This window comes from Burkholderia sp. BCC0097, assembly GCF_902832985.1.
GTDB lineage: Bacteria > Pseudomonadota > Gammaproteobacteria > Burkholderiales > Burkholderiaceae > Burkholderia > Burkholderia orbicola.
The window spans coordinates 558914-574884 of the sequence record NZ_CADFDM010000001.1; the positions used below are offsets into that span (position 1 = coordinate 558914).

Here is a 15971-nt window from a genome sequence, read left to right on the forward strand (position 1 = left end):
AACCGACTGGATGGAGTGTTGCCGATGACCGCACTGCCGACGCCCGATACCGAACCGCTGAGCATGCGCGCCGAACCGCTGCATGCGTTCGTCGCGGCACTGTGGGAACGGGCCGGCAGCAACGCGCGCGAGGCAGCGCTCGTCGCCGATCACCTGGTCGGCGCGAATCTCGCGGGCCACGATTCGCACGGGATCGGGATGATCCCGAATTACGTCGCATCGTGGCGGGAAGGGCAGTTGCAACTGAACGGGCACGCGTCGATCGTTCGCGATGGCGGCGCGGTGCTGACGATCGACGGCGGGCGCGGCTTCGGCCAGGTGATCGCGTTCGAGGCGATGGTCGAAGGAATCGAGCGCGCGCGGCGCATGGGGATCTGCGCGATCGGGCTGCGCGACGTCCATCACCTCGGCCGTATCGGGCACTGGGCCGAACAGTGTGCGCGCGCGGGGCTCGTATCGTTCCATTTCGTCAACGTGCCGGGCGACCTGCTGGTCGCGCCGCTGCACGGCACCGATCCGCGTTTCGGCACGAACCCGTTCTGCGCCGCGTATCCGCGGGCCGGCAAGCCGCCGCTGCTGCTCGATTTCGCGACGAGCGCGATCGCGTACGGCAAGACGCGGGTCGCGTACAACCAGGGCAAGCGCGTGCCGGCCGGGTCGCTGATCGACCATCGCGGCGAGCCGACCGACGATCCGGCCGTCATGCACGAGCAGCCGTTCGGCGCGCTGCTGCCGTTCGGACTGCACAAGGGGTATGCGCTCGCGGCGATGTGCGAGATCTTCGGCGGCGCGCTGGTGGGCGGGCATACGACGTACGGCGATACCCTGCAGAAGACGAGCGCGATCGTCAACGGGATGCTGTCGGTGCTGATCGATCCGAAAGCGTTCGACGCGGCCGACGCCGAACGCGAAGCCGATGCGTTCGTCGCGTGGGCGAAGGCGTCGCCGCAGGCCGGCGATACGCCGGTGCAAGTGCCCGGCGAGCCGGAAGAGGCGAGCCGCGCCGCGCGTGGCACGTCGGGTATTCCGGTCGACCGTGCGACGTGGCGGCAGATTCGCGAGAGCGCGGCGGCCGTCGGTTTCGACGCAGCCGAGCTCGATGCGTGGACGCAGCGCTGCGAGGTGTCCGCATGAGCTGGCAGGCGGAGAAGGCGCACGGCGAGGAAATCGCGTATCAGCTTGTGCCGCTGGGTACGGTCGTCGTTGCACGGTTCTTCAGCGGCGCGGCGTTGCGGCTCGACGGCGTGATGTTCGGCTTCATGTCGCGCGGGTCGCTGTTCCTGCGGGTCGACGACGTGAATCGCCCGGCGTTCGTCGCGGCGGGGATGGGGCCGTTCTCGTATGCGCGGCCCACGCGCACCGTCTCGCTCGAGGGCTATTACGAAACGCCGGCCGACGTGCTCGAGGACGCGGGTGCGCTGTTCGACTGGTGTCGCAGCGCGTATCGCGCGGCGCTGCTGGCCGGGCCGCCGAAGCGCAAGGCGAGGGCGGCGTCGAAGACGGTATCCGGGGCGGGGCCGAAAGCCGCGCCGAAAACTGCAGCGAAAGCTGCGTTGAAAGCAGCAACGAAACCGGCAGCGAAGCCTGCAACAAAACCGGCCACGAAACCCGCGTCAGCCCAGAAAACGAAGCCGGCGGCGAAATCCGCATCGAAACCGGCGTCGGCGCAGAAACCGGTATCGAAATCATCGCCCGCGCCGGCACCGAAACCCGCGGCGAAGCGCAAGCAGGCGTAGGACCGATCACGAGGAGCGACGACCTTGCGATTTTCGCCTTCCTTACTTTCAGACTCACCCGTCGCTCCCGACCCGCACGCTGCGCGGCCGACTCGCGCGCACGATCCGGCGCACGAACGCATCGAGCTTGACGCGCCGCACATCCTGCATGCTTCACAACGGCGGCCCCGGCGTTTATGATCGGCGCGGGTTGCGCCCGTGCCTCGCGCGACCCGCGCCGGCCTCGCCGCCGGCCCCGCGAACGGCGCACCGTGCGCCGCGTGGAACGCTTCCCCACTCATCATTCCAGACGGAGACAGCCGATGCTCGTCCTGATTCTCGGTTTAGCGATCTTCCTCGGTGTGCACTCGATCCGGATCGTCGCCGACGGCTGGCGGTCCGCGACGATCGAACGGATCGGCGAGAAAGGCTGGAAGGGCGGGTACGCGATCGCGTCGATCGTCGGCTTCGTGCTGATCATCTGGGGGTACGGGGTCGCTCGGGCGGGTGCGACGTTGCTGTGGGTGTCGCCGGTTGGCGTGCGTCACCTGACGGGCATGCTGACCGCGGTCGCGTTCGTGCTGATCGCCGCGTCGTACGTGCCGCGTAACCGGATCAAGACGCTCGTCGGGCATCCGATGCTGGCCGGCACGATGGTCTGGGCCGTTGCGCACCTGCTCGTGAACGGCACCGTGCACGCGGTCGTGCTGTTCGGCGCGTTCTTCGTGTGGTCGATCGTCGATTTCGTCGTGTCGCGTGCGCGGGATCGCCGCGACGGTGTCCGCTATCCGGCCGGCGGGCTGGCCGGTGACGCCGCAACCGTTGCGGCCGGCCTCGTCGCGTGGGCCGTGTTCGCGCGGTTCCTGCACGGCCCGCTGATCGGTGTGCGGCCGTTCGGCTGAACGCGCAGTCCAGGCCGGACAGGCAGCTGCGGCAGGAAACCGTGGAGGCTCGCGTCGAGCAGGATCGCGGTGTGCCCCGCCGCTGACGGCGAGTCGGCCTGACTGCCGCGGCCACGGTGTATGTGTCAGATCGGTTTGACGAACAACCCGATGGTCAGCAGCGCGCCGATGCAGACGATCGCGATGCGCAGCACGCGTTCGTTCACGCGATGCAGCGCCCACGCGCCGAGCAGGCCGCCGACGATTGCGCCGCCGCCGAGCGCGATCGCCTCACGCCAGTGCAGGTGCGGCGAGGTGACGAACAGCACGACCGCCGACGCGTTCATCACGCCCGCGAGCGCGTTCTTGGTCGACATCGCGTGACGCGGCGGCAGGCCGGCCATCGTCAGCGCGGCCATCATCAGGAACCCGATGCCGCCGCCGAAGTAGCCGCCGTAGATCGCGATCAGGAACTGCGAGACCCCGGCCGCGACCGGGCCGAGATGTTGCGCGGCTGCGCCCGGCTTGCGGAAGAAACTGCCCCACGCGAACACGACCGTCGCGAACAGCACGAGCCACGGCACCAGGTGCGAGAAGATCGACGACGGTGTTTTCAGCAGCAGCAGGCCGCCGAGCGCGCCGCCGGCCACGCTGATCGCGAACAGTGCGCGAAACGGCAGCCTGCCCACGCCGCTCACCATGTTGCGGCTCGCCCAGCCCGTCGTCACCTGACCGGGGAACAGGGCGACCGTCGACGTGATGTTGGCCGCGAGCGGCGACATGCCCGACACGATCAGTGCGGGCAGCGTGACGAACGAACCGCCGCCCGCGAGGGCGTTCTGGAGGCCGGCCCACAGGCCGGCGACGATGATGAGAGCGAGCATCGGTGCGCAACGAAAGAGGTGGCGGGGCCCGCTTGCCGGACGAGCGCAGGCATGACGGTCGCACGATGGTAATGCAGGATCGCGGTGGCCGGAAGCCGGGGCGCAGGCGGGTGCGTGACGTCACGCGTCCGGTTGGGCGCCTTTTGCCGGTGCGTCGTCGTCGTGGTCGTCGTCGACATTCGGGTAGACGATCGTGCCGTCGTCCCGGACCACCGCGCCGGCCGTCAGCCGCGCGGGCTCCACGCGGTTGCGGCCCATGATGTGCAGCACCGTTTCGCCGCGCGCGATCAGGTAGTCGGACACGATGCGCCGGTGGCAGCGCCACCACACGGCTTCCGAACACATGATCGCGCAGCGCTGGTCGTGCCCCTGGGCGATCAGTTGGTCGAGGCCCGCATGAAACGCCGGCGACAGCGCGTAATCCGCGTAGCGGTGAAAGCTGCGGTTGGTCCAGAAATCGTTGACGTCGTCGGGTACGCCGCGCGACTTGCCGCGCAGGCCGCCGAGTTCGGCGATGTGTTCGTACGCGATGTCGGCGGCGGCGAGCGCATCGGGCAGTGTCGCTTCGTTGAATTGCGGGTTGGTGCGCGAACGCGTCATCTTGCGGATATCCGCGAGCAGGGTGATCTCGACCGCATCGAGCAGATCGACGAATTCGTCGAGCGTGCGGTTCGAATGGCCGATCGTGTAGAACGGGAGCGTCATGCGTCGTCCTTGCCGGCGATGCGCTCGAGCACGCGGCCGCGATGCGCGGCGACGTGGTCGGTCCGGTCGCTCTTGATCTCGTACTGCGGATCGTCGGGGGACGCGCGATGGCGATGCCCCTTGTAGTCGAAGTCGGTGGTGTGAATCGCGATGATCGTGCCGGTCACGTAGCCGGCTTCGGAATTCCAGCGGACGTGGTCGCCTAGCCTGAATGGGCTGCTCATGCCGCGGTGCCTCCTTGTGTCGATGCGCGGTGGGTCGGCCCTCGCGGCCTTGTGTAGGAGTTCGGCCAGTTCTGTCTGAGTCAAACCGGCTCGCTTGCGCGAGGTGTAAAGTTGATCACGAAGGCGTGTTGGATTCATTCGGACTGAACTGGTTGATCTGATGGATACGGAGTGTCAGTGACGTGTTCCGATAACACGAAGTTCCCGATGGGCCGGCCATGCGCTACATCTTCTCCTTCACGCCAGCCCGGACGAGCCACCAATTGATCGGGTAACTCGTCGCAAACCCAGCCAGCATCGCGAGCTGCATCGCGAACCAGAATTCGAAACTGTCGACCGGGGCGACGCCGCCATACATCCTGCCGAACCAAAGGAACTGGATTACCGCCATGAGGCCATACATGCCGATCTGCCACGCCGTAATAGAGGCGATGTCGGCTTTGAGCGCCGCTCGCAGCCCCTGAGCCGCCGAAAGCTGTTTCATCGGCTTGATGCTGAAGTACTGAAACAGAATCCCGAGCAAAAACGCGACGATGAAGTCGAGGATCCAGACCGCGAAGGTTTTGTCCGCAAAGATGGAGTGCCATCCGAGCCATACCGCCAGGCCGGGAAACAGGAATGCCGCCCATTCGGCAACGATGTCGCCGAGCGCACAGCCGGCACCGCAATGACTCGTTCCCTTCATCACGATCACGGGGAAAGCACCGCCAGCGTCCTCGTTCTCGTTCTTCGGGATATTGCGCCCCCAAGCATAGTAGCCAGCGAGCCAAAGCACGGACCCAAACAGCGTGGTCAATGGCCATACGAGGTTCATGACCCACGCCTTCTGTGGATGCTTTGCTTCATCTGCTGCGACCACGCTGGCGCAGAGTATGCCTGAAGCAACCCATACAACGGATAGTGCGTGCAGCCAAAACGGAAATTTTCCGAAAATCATCGCGTAACCCCGCAAGGAAGAGTAGTACAGGTTCGCCGATGGATTGCGGCGAACTCGACGCTCGACGGAGCAACGCATATTCCCTGTCGGGGTTTCTAAGGGGATTTCGGTTTTCGACAGCGGTCAGCAAGGAAGCTGCCGTGACTCTCGGCGCACCGCGCTAAACTCCCATGCGAGGGTGTGTGTCATCGGGCCTGATCTGCCAGGTGCGCGGACACGAGGTGGCGGAGGAACATCAAGGAATGACACCGCGAGAAAGACACCGGCCGCGGTAGAAGTGCGAAATCCTGAGTTGACTGTTCACCACCGGAATTGATGCCCGGCCAATCTCGAGTGCACACCCCAGCCGTCGGGGTGATACGTCACGCTGGGGATGTAGACCGGCATGGGAGTCGAATCGGTTACCACCCGGTGGCGTGCGTTCAGTATTGAACCGGGCGACGCGTGCGGTTGGCTCACATGCAGTATATTTCGCGCCGGGACAACGACGTAGCTGCTTGGTCCCGCATGTGAGCTTATCGAATGACCAGGCTGTACGACGGCCAGGGCGACCAGCAGCGGTATCGAAATGCCGTCCACTTCTCCTCACCGATTCACGTTGATGGGGTCAATCCACGCAGCGACCAGACTGGAGTAGCGATCGATGAAAGCACTTTGCACTACCTGTCACGCGCGCCTATATTTTAGGTCACGTGATGACATGATTCCAGAAAACTCCCGGCGTTCACGGAGTTCGTGATGGCGGCAAGCAATCGAAAGGCCGGCGCGAGCGCCACGAAACACGACCTCGAGCAGCTATCCGAATTTCGCTACCGGCTGCGGCGTTTTCTGCGTTTCTCGGAGGAAATCCTGCGGGCCGAGGGGCTGACGCCGTTGCAATACATGCTGATGCTGCACACCTGTGCGTTTCCGGACCGTTCGTGGGCGACAGTCGGCGAGATTGCCGAGCGGTTGCAGGCGTCCTCGCATGGCACGGTGGCGCTCGTCACACGCTGTGAAGCGGCCGGGCTCGTCCGGCGGCAGACGAGCGAGCAGGATCGAAGGCAAGTGGAGATCCATCTGACGGAAAAAGGGGCGAATTGCTTGCGCAAGGTTGCGGCCTTGCACAAGTCGGAAATTCAGTCGTTCGGCTGGGCTTTCCAGGACGTCACCGATATCAACTGAGCGCGACGGCAACGTGCGCGGATTCGCCGGGGCGGCCGATATTTGTCGGTCGTCGCGACAACGGGCGGGGCGGGAGAACGAATACACACGCAGCAGGGGGAGGTCGTTTGCAAGGAGCGGCATATGAGCACGACCTCGAGTCTCGATCTGGAAGGCAAGCTCCGGCGTGACGCCGGAATCATCGGGCTGTTGTTCGCCAGCACGACCAGCATGGTCGGTTCCGGCTGGTTGTTCGGCGCCTATCACGCATCGCGCATCGCCGGCCCGCTGAGCATCGGCAGTTGGGTGATGGGTGCGATCATCATCATGCTGATCGCACTGTGTTTCGCCGAACTCGCGGCGATGTTTCCGCGCAGCGGAGCGCTGGTGCACATGAGCCATGCGAGTCATGGCGTCGGACTGGGCCGGATCTGGTGCGGCCTCCTGTTTCTTGCGTACGTGCCGGTTCCGGCGGTCGAGGCGGAAGCGATCGTCACGTACGCGAACAACTATCTCCCCTGGTTCATCCAGCCCGGAAGCGCGGGTTTGCTGACGGCCGTCGGCTTCGTCGCATGCGCCGGCCTGCTCGGCGTCATGGCGTTGTTGAACCTGATGGTGATCCGCTGGCTGCTCAGCGTGAACTCGACCATCACGTGGTGGAAGATACTCGTGCCGCTTCTGACGATTGCCGGCTTGCTGGGGGCGAGTACGCACTGGGGCGTCATGCAGGCGGCGCCTGACAGCTACCGCTTGTCCGGCATGTTCACCGCGCTGCCGGCGGCCGGCATCGTCTTCAGCTATCTGGGCTTTCGAACGGCGATCGACCTGGGCGGCGAAAGCGCCAATCCGCATCGGAACATTCCGCTGGCCGTGATCGGGTCGGTCCTGCTTGCCGCCATCGTCTACGTCCTGCTGCAGGTCGCGTTCATCTACGCGCTTGCGCCGGCCGATCTTGCCGCGGGTTGGAACAACCTCAGCTTCAAGGGCGAGGCGGGACCGTTCGCCGGGCTCGCCACGACCCTCGGCATGGGGTGGATGGCCACGCTGCTCTACATCGACGCCTACGTCTCGCCAGGGGGCACCGGCCTGATGTACGTGACCGGCGGCTCGCGCGTCCTGTTCGCGGCAGGAGAACTGGACGCCGGCCCGCGCATGCTGACGCGCTTGAATGCCAACAAGATTCCCTGGGTGGCCGTACTGATCATGTGGGCCGTCGGCGTGCTGTTCCTGATGCCGTTCCCGGCGTGGCAGCAGATGGTGAGCTATATCACGTCGATCACCGTGCTCACGTACGGGCTGGGGCCGATCGCGCTGCTCGTCCTGCGACGCAACATGCCCGAACTGCAGCGGCCGTTCCGCATGAGCGGGGCCGGGATGATCGCGCCGCTCGCGTTCGTGTGCAGCAACCTCGTCATCTACTGGACCGGCTTCAAGACCAACAACTTCCTGTTCTCGCTGGTGGCGATCGGCTTCGTCCTCTATGCGCTTCATCATCACGTCGTGTTGCGCCGCAGCGCGCGCGACTTCGGCTGGAAGCACATCGCGTGGCTGCTCCCGTGGTTCGGCGGGCTGTGGCTGTTGTCCTGGATGGGCGGTATCGGTGGGGGCCTGGATGTCATCGGATTCGGCTGGGACATTCTGCTGGTCGCCGTCTGGAGCGTGGTGGTGCTTGCGCTGGCCATGCGCAGTGCGCTCGATGCCGGCGAGACGTCGGAGATGATGGGACGCATGAACGAGACCAGCTGATGGATCGACACACTCGACACAGGGGGCGTCATGACATCGGGACCGACAGGGGGAGAGGACAGCGCGGCTGGCGAACTCGCATCGCTTCGCGTGGAAACTGGTCGCGTCCCGCGTTCGTCACAAACGGAAGACGACGCGTCGCCGATCGACATGTATCGCCTGAGTTGCCTCGGGGTCGTGGTCGGCCTCGTCACAGGAATCGGCGCCGTGGCATTTCGCGGCTTGATCGGCTTCGTGCACAACGCCTTTTTCCTCGGCCGGTTTTCGGTCTCGTACAACGCGAGCGAGTTCACGCCAACGTCCGTATGGGGGGCACTCGTCATAATCGTGCCGGTCGTCGGCGGCCTGATCGTGACGTGGCTCGTCTGCACCTTTGCGCCGGAGGCGAAGGGACACGGCGTGCCCGAGGTGATGGACGCGATCTACTTCAAGCGCGGCGTGATTCGCCCGGCGGTCGCGATCGTGAAATCGCTGGCGTCCGCGTTCGCAATCGGCACCGGCGCGGCGGTCGGTAGAGAGGGGCCGATCATCCAGATCGGTTCGGCGCTGGGTTCGACGCTCGGGCAAGCGGTCAGGATGAGCGCCGGCCAGCGCATCACGCTCGTGGCGGCAGGCGCGGGTGCCGGGATCGCCGCGACGTTCAATACGCCGATAGGCGGTGTCCTGTTCGCGACCGAGCTGATGATGCCCGAAATCAGCGTGAACACGTTCCTTCCGGTCGCGCTCGCGACCGGCACGGCCACCTTCGTCGGACGGTTGTTCTTCGGCAGTGCGCCGGCGTTCCTGGTGCCGGCCCAACTGGGCGCGATTCCGGATCGTCCGGGCAGTGTGCTGACACTCCTGCTGTATGCGGCGCTCGGCATCGTCACCGGTACCGGCGCAGCCATGCTGACCCATGGTCTTCATTTCGCGGAGGATGTCTTCGAGCGCATGCCGGGCCGCTATGCGCGTCACGCGTCGGGGATGTTGCTCGTCGGCGTGACGATCTACCTGCTGATGCGCTTCGCCGGGCATTACTACGTAGAAGGCGTGGGATATGCAACGATTCAGGCTCTGCTTTACGGGCAGCTCGGCGGCAGCCTGTTTCTGATCACGCTTGCGCTCTGCAAGACCCTCGCTACGTCGATCAGCCTGGGTTCGGGCTCCTCTGGCGGCGTCTTCTCGCCGTCGCTGTTCATCGGTGCGGCATTGGGCGCGGCGTTCGCCGCCTCCGTCCAGGCCGTACTGCCCGAGGCGCCCGTCAGCGCGCCTGCGTTCGCGATGGTCGGGATGGGAGCGATGGTCGGCGGGGGAACCGGCGCGGCTATGACGGCGGTCGCGATGATCTTCGAGATGACCCGCGACTACGACATCGTGCTGCCCATGATCATCGCCGTCGCGGTCAGCCTTGCGACCCGGCGCCTGCTTTGTCGCGAAAGCATCTATACGCTCAAGCTCGCGCGTCGCGGTCACGTGATTCCGAACGCGTTGCATGCCAACATGTTCCTCGTCCAGAACGCGGCCCAAGTGATGGAGACGGATGTGCTCGTGCAGGACGCCGAGGTATTGTTCCGTGACATTCTCGGTAATCTGGACGGGCCGCCGTTTCGCCACGTGGTCGTCACGCGATCGGGCCGGATCGAGGGGGTGCTTCGCATCAACACCGGCTTGCGCCGGGCCATCTCGCACGATCATCCGACGGTGACCCTCGCTGCGCTCGCGCAACGCAATTTCGTCGTGGTCGCGCCGGACGAAGCGGCGTTCGACGTGATCAGCAAGCTGCGTCAGAAGCACGCGACCATGGCGGTGGTCGTGACCCGGCCCGAAGAAGAGGGCGCAATCGAAGTGGTCGGGGTCATTGCCAAGGAACACATCGCAGACGCGGTGGCGAGCAGCATCAGGATTTTTCCCGAGAACCGGCGCGCCACGGAACGCAGCCCGCGGTCAGGGAAACAGCACCGTGACAGCCGCGCGTCGACTCGGCGCGACGCGCGTGCCGGCAAGGAGGGGCAGCATGAAACTCAGCGTTGAGCTCGCCGTTCTGCGTCGACGCCTTGCGGTGGCTCTGCATCTCGATGATTGGAAGGAAGTGTTGGCCGGCAACCTGCAAGACGACGCGAATGACGATCGCGAGTGGGTCATCGTCTACAGAACGGCGAATGGATATTGTTGCCTTTACAGCGGGAAGCCGGTCGAGTTCGACGAACTCTCCGACGTGCAGTCCTGGTCCGCCGAGATGGATGTCCACACGTATTTCATCGGCTTGTGATCACGATATCGGTGCCCATCCGTTTCTGTCGGTCAGTGCGTGGCGGGACCCGGCCGCGCGACGATGGCGCTCATCGACGAACGATATCCGCGCGACGATTCCGGGCCCACGACGCTTCGTCGTGGCCCGACGCAACCGGCTTCTCCTTGCCGAAGCTGACCGCCTCGACCTGTGCATCGGGTGCGGCGCGGATCAAAGGAACGGGTGGCGGCACCCCCGCTGGAAGCGCAGCGAATGGTGGCGCTCCATTTTGACCGGCGACGGAATTTCGTAAATAAACTGAAAGTGGATTCGAAGGATTTCCGGGTCACGTGGTTGATGAATACAGCCGCCTCAACCCGAGCGGGAGAAATGTCACATCATGACTAGTTGCCGTGTTACGATGCGGAAATTCTGCGGAATCTTGAATTCAGATGTGCTCCATCAGCTCGCGTCACGCGACGTCCGGTCGTCCCGATACGAAAGGCCGGGGCGAGCTTCTTGAACCCGGCTACCCAGCTGGGTTTTTTTGTCCGTTGTTGAATCTGTCCGGTAAATCGCGTCAACGATGTCCCAGTCGTCCACCGTGTCTTCCCGCATGACTGCGCCCGAACTGCGCGCGACCACGTCGCTCGCGGCGATCTTCGCGTTGCGCATGCTCGGCCTGTTCATGATCATGCCGGTGTTCTCGGTCTATGCGAAAACCATCCCGGGCGGCGACAACGTGCTGCTCGTCGGGATCGCGCTCGGGGCCTACGGCGTCACGCAGTCGCTGTTCTATATCTTCTATGGCTGGGCGTCCGACAAGTTCGGCCGCAAGCCGGTGATCGCCACGGGCCTCGTGATCTTCGCGCTCGGCAGCTTCGTCGCCGCGTTCGCGCACGACATCACGTGGATCATCGTCGGCCGCGTGATCCAGGGGATGGGCGCCGTGTCGTCGGCGGTGCTCGCGTTCATCGCCGACCTGACCTCCGAGCAGAACCGCACGAAGGCGATGGCGATGGTCGGCGGCTCGATCGGGGTGTCGTTCGCGGTCGCGATCGTCGGTGCGCCGATCGTGTTCCACTGGGTCGGGATGAGCGGGCTGTTCACGATCGTCGGCGTGCTGTCGATTCTCGCGATCGGCGTCGTGCTGTGGATCGTGCCCGACGCGGCGAAGCCCGTCCACGTGCGCGCGCCGTTCGCCGAGGTGCTGCACAACGTCGAACTGCTGCGCCTGAACTTCGGCGTGCTGGTGCTGCACGCGACGCAGACGGCGCTGTTCCTGGTCGTGCCGCGCCTTTTGGTCGACGGCGGGCTGCCGGTCGCCGCGCACTGGAAGGTCTACCTGCCGGTGATGGGGCTCGCGTTCGTGATGATGGTGCCGGCGATCATCGTCGCGGAAAAACGGGGCAAGATGAAGCCGGTGCTGCTCGGCGGCATTCTGGCTATCCTGATCGGCCAATTGTTGCTCGGCAGCGCACCGCATACCATTCTGATTGTGGCGGCGATCCTCTTCGTCTACTTCCTCGGCTTCAACATCCTGGAAGCGTCGCAGCCGTCGCTCGTGTCGAAGCTCGCGCCGGGTTCGCGCAAGGGCGCGGCCACGGGTGTCTACAACACCACGCAGTCGATCGGGCTCGCGCTCGGCGGCATCGTGGGCGGCTGGCTGCTGAAGCACGGTGGCGCGAACCTGGTGTTTCTGGTGTGCGCCGGAGCAGCGACGGTATGGCTAGTGATCGCGTCCAGCATGAAGCCACCTCCGGCGCGCAGCTGAGCAATCGACATATCAGTTTGAAACTGAAAGAGACAATGAGTGACCAGGGGAGACCGATGATTCGCATATCAGCGCTCGCCGATAGACGCGCATTGCTGCACGCGCGACGTCTGTGGCTTCACTATGGCGTGTTTTGGCTAGGTGCCGTGGCCGTGGGCCTTGTCGCCGTGCTTTATGCGAAGCTGATCGATTTCGGCTATGCGGTGTTTCTGACATACGCCGCCCAGCACGCGTGGCTGCCGCTGATCGTTACACCGATCATCGGTGCGCTGACCGTCTGGCTGACGCGGCGATTCTTCGATGGCGCCGAAGGCAGCGGGATTCCGCAGGTGATTGCAATGCTGCATGCGCCGGGCAACAGCGGGGCGCGGTTGCTCAAGTTCCGCATCCTAGTCGGAAAGATACTCGTGTCGTTCCTCGCCATTCTGGGAGGGTTCACGATCGGCCGCGAAGGCCCGACGATTCACGTCGGGGCCGCGCTGATGTTCAACCTGCGGAAGTTTTATCCGCAGCGGTTTCGTGCGATTCGCCCCGGCGTGCTCGAACACCGGCTGGCGCTTGCGGGTGCGGCAGCCGGTCTGTCGGCGGCCTTCAATGCACCGCTCGCGGGCGTCGTGTTCGCGATCGAGGAACTCACGCGAAGCTTCGAGCAGCGGACCAGCGGCGTACTGATCACGGCGATTATCTTCGCAGGTATCGTATCGCTCGGCATTCAGGGCAACTATGTCTATTTCGGCACGATCGACGTCGGGACGCGCCTGCCTCAATCGCTGGCGCTTGCGGTCGTGCTGATCGGCGTGATCGCGGGCGTGATGGGCGGGATCTTCTGCTGGCTGTTGCTGAACACGCGGCGGTGGATGCCGCCCGGGATCCAGGATTTCCGCACCGGCCAGCCGATTCTGTTCGGCGCGGCGTGCGGGCTGATCATCGCGGTCGTCGGCGTGGTGACGCATGGTCATACGTTCGGCAGCGGGTATGCGGAAGCGCGGGGCATGCTCGAGAGCCACACGGACGTGAGCATCCTGTACCCGGTATTCAAGATGGTTTCGATGATCGGCTCCTATCTTCCCGGTGCGCCGGGCGGCCTGTTTGCTCCGTCGCTCGCGATCGGTGCAGGGATCGGCAATACGCTGCATATCCTGTTCTCGGGCATGCAGCTCCAGATGCTGATCGCGCTCGGGATGGTCGGCTATCTCGCCGCAGTCACGCAGAGCCCGATCACTGCGTTCGTAATCGTCATCGAGATGATCAATGGCCACGCACTGGTCATCTCGTTGATGGCTACGGCGCTGATCGCCAGCCGCGTGTCGCGATTCTTTGCTCCACCCTTGTACGAAGCATTGTCGACCCGCTATTTTCCTGACACCCCCCGATAACCGCTGGAACGCTTCGTGAGACGGTATCGACTGTCGTTGACCTCATGACTCTACTCATGAAGGGCCTGCTGATTTTTCCCGCCACGTTGCTGTTGCTGTTTGCGTCTGTCGCACGCTTGCGCGCCGAGGAAGTCGATGCATCGATCGGTGGTCGATCACGTTGTAGCGCTGAGGGCGTGTGGCGATCTCTTCAAGCTATTGTTTTATTGAGGAATACTCGCAGGCGTTCGCGGTCGGCGTGGGCCCTTGCAAGTTCCGGTTTGAACGAAAAAATTCCGAGTTGGATGCATCTCGACACCTCCCGCTTGCCCGTGTGAAATTGTCATGCTAATTTTTCATGAAATTTCTCGGTGTAATTTTCACGGGAGCCCGCATGTTCGTGCAGTCCGACCGTCACGTCGCAAGCTACTACGCCGGCACCTACCCTGCGCCGATCCCGCAGCGGCCGGTGCTGGACGAACGCGTCGACGTCGACGTGCTGGTCGTCGGCGCGGGTTTCAGCGGGCTGCATACGGCGCTGCGGCTTGCGCTTGCCGGCAAGCGCGTCGTCATGCTCGAAGCAAGCCGCGTCGCGTGGGCCGCATCGGGCCGCAACGGCGGACAGGCGCTGCTCGGCTGGTCGTGCGACATGCAGCCGCTCGAGGATGCGCTCGGCCGCGACGGCGCGCGCCTGCTGTGGGACAGCATGCGCTGGGCGGCGGCCGAAGTGCGCGAACTGCCGGCGCGGCACGGTTTCGACATCGACTACCGGCCCGGCAGCCTGTGGGCCGCGGTGCGGCCGCGGCGCGTCGCGATGCTGGCGCAGGCGCGCGACGAGGCGGCCGAACGCTGGGGCTATGATCGGCTGCGCATGATCGAGCGCGGCGAGATGCCTGAATGGATCGGCGGCACGCGGTATCTCGCGGCGCTTCACGATCCGGAGGCCGGCCACCTGAACCCGTTGAAGCTCGCGCTCGGCCTCGCACGGACGATCGAGCTCGCGGGCGGCCGCATCTTCGAACAGAGTCGCGTGCTCGACTGGCGCGAGACGGCCAGCGGCTACGTCGCCCGCACGGCGCGTGGCGAAGTGCGCGCGGACGTGCTGGTGCTCGCCTGCAATGCGTACGTCGACCGGCTCGACCGCGACCTCGCGCGCCGGCTGCTGCCGGTCGGCACATATCAGGTTGCAACCGCGCCGCTCGCGGCCGACGTCGCGCGTGCGCTGCTGCCGCGCAACAGTTGCGTGATCGACAACCAGTTCGTGCCCGACTACTTCCGCCTGAGCCCCGACAACCGGCTGCTGTTCGGCGGCGGCTGCACGTATCTCGGCGGCATCCCGGCCGATATCGCGGCGGCCACGCGCCCGCACCTCGAACGCGTGTTCCCCCAACTGGCCGGCGTGCCGCTCGATTACGCGTGGGGCGGACACATCGACATCAGCATGCGCCGCACGCCGGACATCGGCCGCCACGGGCAGCGCTTCTGGCTGCAGGGCTTTTCGGGGCACGGCGTGCTGCCGACGCTCGCCGGCGCGCGTGCGGTGGCCGACGCCGTGCTCGGCGACGCACGCCTGCTCGCGCAGTACCAGCGCATCCGCAACCCGCGCTTTCCCGGCGGCGACCGGCTGGCCGCGCCGCTCGAAGCGATCGGCAAGGCCTGGTACCGTCTGCGCGATACCGTCTGATTGCATCGGAATCCATCACATCATGAATGAACAGGAAGAGATAGAAAGTCTGGCGATCCTGATCCGCGACCTGCGCAAGCATCGCAAGGTCACGCTGAACGATCTCGCCGAACGGATCGGCCGCTCGGTCGGCTTTCTGTCGCAGGTCGAGCGCGGGCTGTCGCGCCCGACGGTCGCGGATCTCACCGCGATCGGCGAGGCGCTCGGCGTGCCGACCACGTATTTCTACAGCCTGAGCAAGCCGCGCAGCGTGCCGTGGGTCACGCGGCCCGACGAGCGGCGCACCGTGTATTACGCGGCCGGCATTACCGACGTCCTCGTGTCGCCGAACATGCGTTCTCGCTTCTCGATCCTCGAAAGCCATCTCGAGCCGGGCGCGAGCAGCGGCGAGCGGCCGGTCGACGACAGCGACGAGCAAGGCGGCTTCGTGCTCGAAGGAGAACTGACGATCTGGATCGACGGCGACGACACGCCGGTCACGCTCGGCCCGAACGATGCATTCCAGCTTCCCGCGCACAAGCGGTTCCGCTACGCGAACCTGACCGACGCGCCGACGCGCGTGATCTGGGTATTCACCTGAGTTGAGTGGTCGGCGGGGCGGGCTGGAGTGCTGGTCGCCTCGTCACATAGCCTGTTTGCAGTACTGATCGACATGCGGCATGCGTTGCGCCGTGCGTCGCATGAGTCCGGTTCGCCGCGCCGCGGCACCGCCAT

16 protein-coding genes and 1 pseudogene are annotated in these 15971 nt (G+C 65.0%); 12 read left to right on the plus strand and 5 right to left on the minus strand.

Annotated features, from left to right (window positions below; genetic code table 11):
* Positions 1-24: 24 nt before the first annotated feature.
* The 3 genes from HWX07_RS02420 (at position 25) to HWX07_RS02430 (ending at position 2617) form a co-directional block, all read left to right on the plus strand.
* A complete protein-coding gene (locus HWX07_RS02420) occupies positions 25-1134 on the plus strand; it encodes a malate/lactate/ureidoglycolate dehydrogenase (protein ID WP_175875043.1) in 1110 nt (369 codons plus the stop codon).
* Positions 1131-1736 carry a TfoX/Sxy family protein gene (locus HWX07_RS02425; protein WP_175875044.1) on the plus strand — a complete coding sequence of 202 codons (606 nt, stop codon included), beginning with the start codon at positions 1131-1133 and terminating at the stop codon, positions 1734-1736. The genes HWX07_RS02420 and HWX07_RS02425 overlap by 4 nt, the downstream gene beginning before the upstream one ends.
* 302 nt (positions 1737-2038) lie before the next feature.
* Positions 2039-2617, plus strand: a complete 579-nt coding sequence (locus HWX07_RS02430) for an NnrU family protein (RefSeq protein WP_175875045.1) — start codon at positions 2039-2041, stop codon at positions 2615-2617.
* A 125-nt stretch (positions 2618-2742) separates the two neighbouring features.
* On the opposite strand, the gene HWX07_RS02435 is transcribed toward HWX07_RS02430, so the two are convergent.
* From HWX07_RS02435 to HWX07_RS02450, 4 genes are all read right to left on the minus strand, one after another.
* Positions 2743-3480, minus strand: a complete 738-nt coding sequence (locus HWX07_RS02435; RefSeq protein ID WP_175875046.1) for a sulfite exporter TauE/SafE family protein — start codon at positions 3478-3480, stop codon at positions 2743-2745.
* Positions 3481-3600: 120 nt separating this feature from the next.
* Positions 3601-4185 carry a DUF488 domain-containing protein gene (locus tag HWX07_RS02440; protein ID WP_175875047.1) on the minus strand — a complete coding sequence of 195 codons (585 nt, stop codon included), beginning with the start codon at positions 4183-4185 and terminating at the stop codon, positions 3601-3603.
* Positions 4182-4409 (minus strand): DUF2945 domain-containing protein, encoded by a 228-nt coding sequence (locus tag HWX07_RS02445; RefSeq protein WP_175875048.1) that lies wholly within the window; start codon positions 4407-4409, stop codon positions 4182-4184. Before HWX07_RS02445 ends, HWX07_RS02440 begins: the two co-directional genes overlap by 4 nt.
* Before the next feature lie 223 nt (positions 4410-4632).
* A complete protein-coding gene (locus HWX07_RS02450) occupies positions 4633-5223 on the minus strand; it encodes a DUF4396 domain-containing protein (RefSeq protein ID WP_244129911.1) in 591 nt (196 codons plus the stop codon).
* Between the two features lie 861 nt (positions 5224-6084).
* Between HWX07_RS02450 and HWX07_RS02455 the strand changes: the two genes are divergently transcribed.
* The 4 genes from HWX07_RS02455 to HWX07_RS02470 all read left to right on the plus strand — a co-directional run bounded on the left by HWX07_RS02455 (position 6085) and on the right by HWX07_RS02470 (position 10483).
* Positions 6085-6510: a MarR family transcriptional regulator gene (locus HWX07_RS02455; RefSeq protein WP_059474537.1), complete on the plus strand. Its 426-nt coding sequence runs from the start codon at positions 6085-6087 to the stop codon at positions 6508-6510.
* A gap of 123 nt (positions 6511-6633) precedes the next feature.
* Complete coding sequence (locus HWX07_RS02460; protein ID WP_175875049.1) at positions 6634-8235, plus strand: APC family permease; 1602 nt, start codon at positions 6634-6636, stop codon at positions 8233-8235.
* A 30-nt stretch (positions 8236-8265) separates the two neighbouring features.
* Positions 8266-10245 carry a chloride channel protein gene (locus tag HWX07_RS02465; RefSeq protein ID WP_175875050.1) on the plus strand — a complete coding sequence of 660 codons (1980 nt, stop codon included), beginning with the start codon at positions 8266-8268 and terminating at the stop codon, positions 10243-10245.
* Positions 10229-10483: a hypothetical protein gene (locus HWX07_RS02470; RefSeq protein ID WP_175875051.1), complete on the plus strand. Its 255-nt coding sequence runs from the start codon at positions 10229-10231 to the stop codon at positions 10481-10483. Before HWX07_RS02465 ends, HWX07_RS02470 begins: the two co-directional genes overlap by 17 nt.
* A 70-nt stretch (positions 10484-10553) precedes the next feature.
* Here HWX07_RS02470 and HWX07_RS02475 read toward each other — a convergent pair.
* Positions 10554-10661, minus strand: a pseudogene (locus HWX07_RS02475) (peptidoglycan-associated lipoprotein); the annotation flags it as partial.
* Between the two features lie 369 nt (positions 10662-11030).
* Between HWX07_RS02475 and HWX07_RS02480 the strand changes: the two are divergent.
* Genes HWX07_RS02480 through HWX07_RS02500 form a run of 5 tightly spaced genes read left to right on the plus strand, consistent with a single transcriptional unit; the run spans position 11031 to position 15837 of the window.
* Positions 11031-12218, plus strand: coding sequence for an MFS transporter (locus tag HWX07_RS02480; RefSeq protein WP_308054566.1), 1188 nt, complete (start codon positions 11031-11033; stop codon positions 12216-12218).
* Between the two features lie 56 nt (positions 12219-12274).
* Positions 12275-13594: a chloride channel protein gene (locus HWX07_RS02485; protein ID WP_175875464.1), complete on the plus strand. Its 1320-nt coding sequence runs from the start codon at positions 12275-12277 to the stop codon at positions 13592-13594.
* Positions 13595-13650: 56 nt separating this feature from the next.
* Positions 13651-13911: a hypothetical protein gene (locus HWX07_RS02490; protein WP_175875053.1), complete on the plus strand. Its 261-nt coding sequence runs from the start codon at positions 13651-13653 to the stop codon at positions 13909-13911.
* Positions 13912-13967: 56 nt separating this feature from the next.
* Positions 13968-15257 carry an FAD-binding oxidoreductase gene (locus tag HWX07_RS02495; protein ID WP_175875054.1) on the plus strand — a complete coding sequence of 430 codons (1290 nt, stop codon included), beginning with the start codon at positions 13968-13970 and terminating at the stop codon, positions 15255-15257.
* A 22-nt stretch (positions 15258-15279) separates the two neighbouring features.
* Positions 15280-15837 (plus strand): XRE family transcriptional regulator, encoded by a 558-nt coding sequence (locus HWX07_RS02500; protein WP_175875055.1) that lies wholly within the window; start codon positions 15280-15282, stop codon positions 15835-15837.
* Positions 15838-15971: the final 134 nt, after the last annotated feature.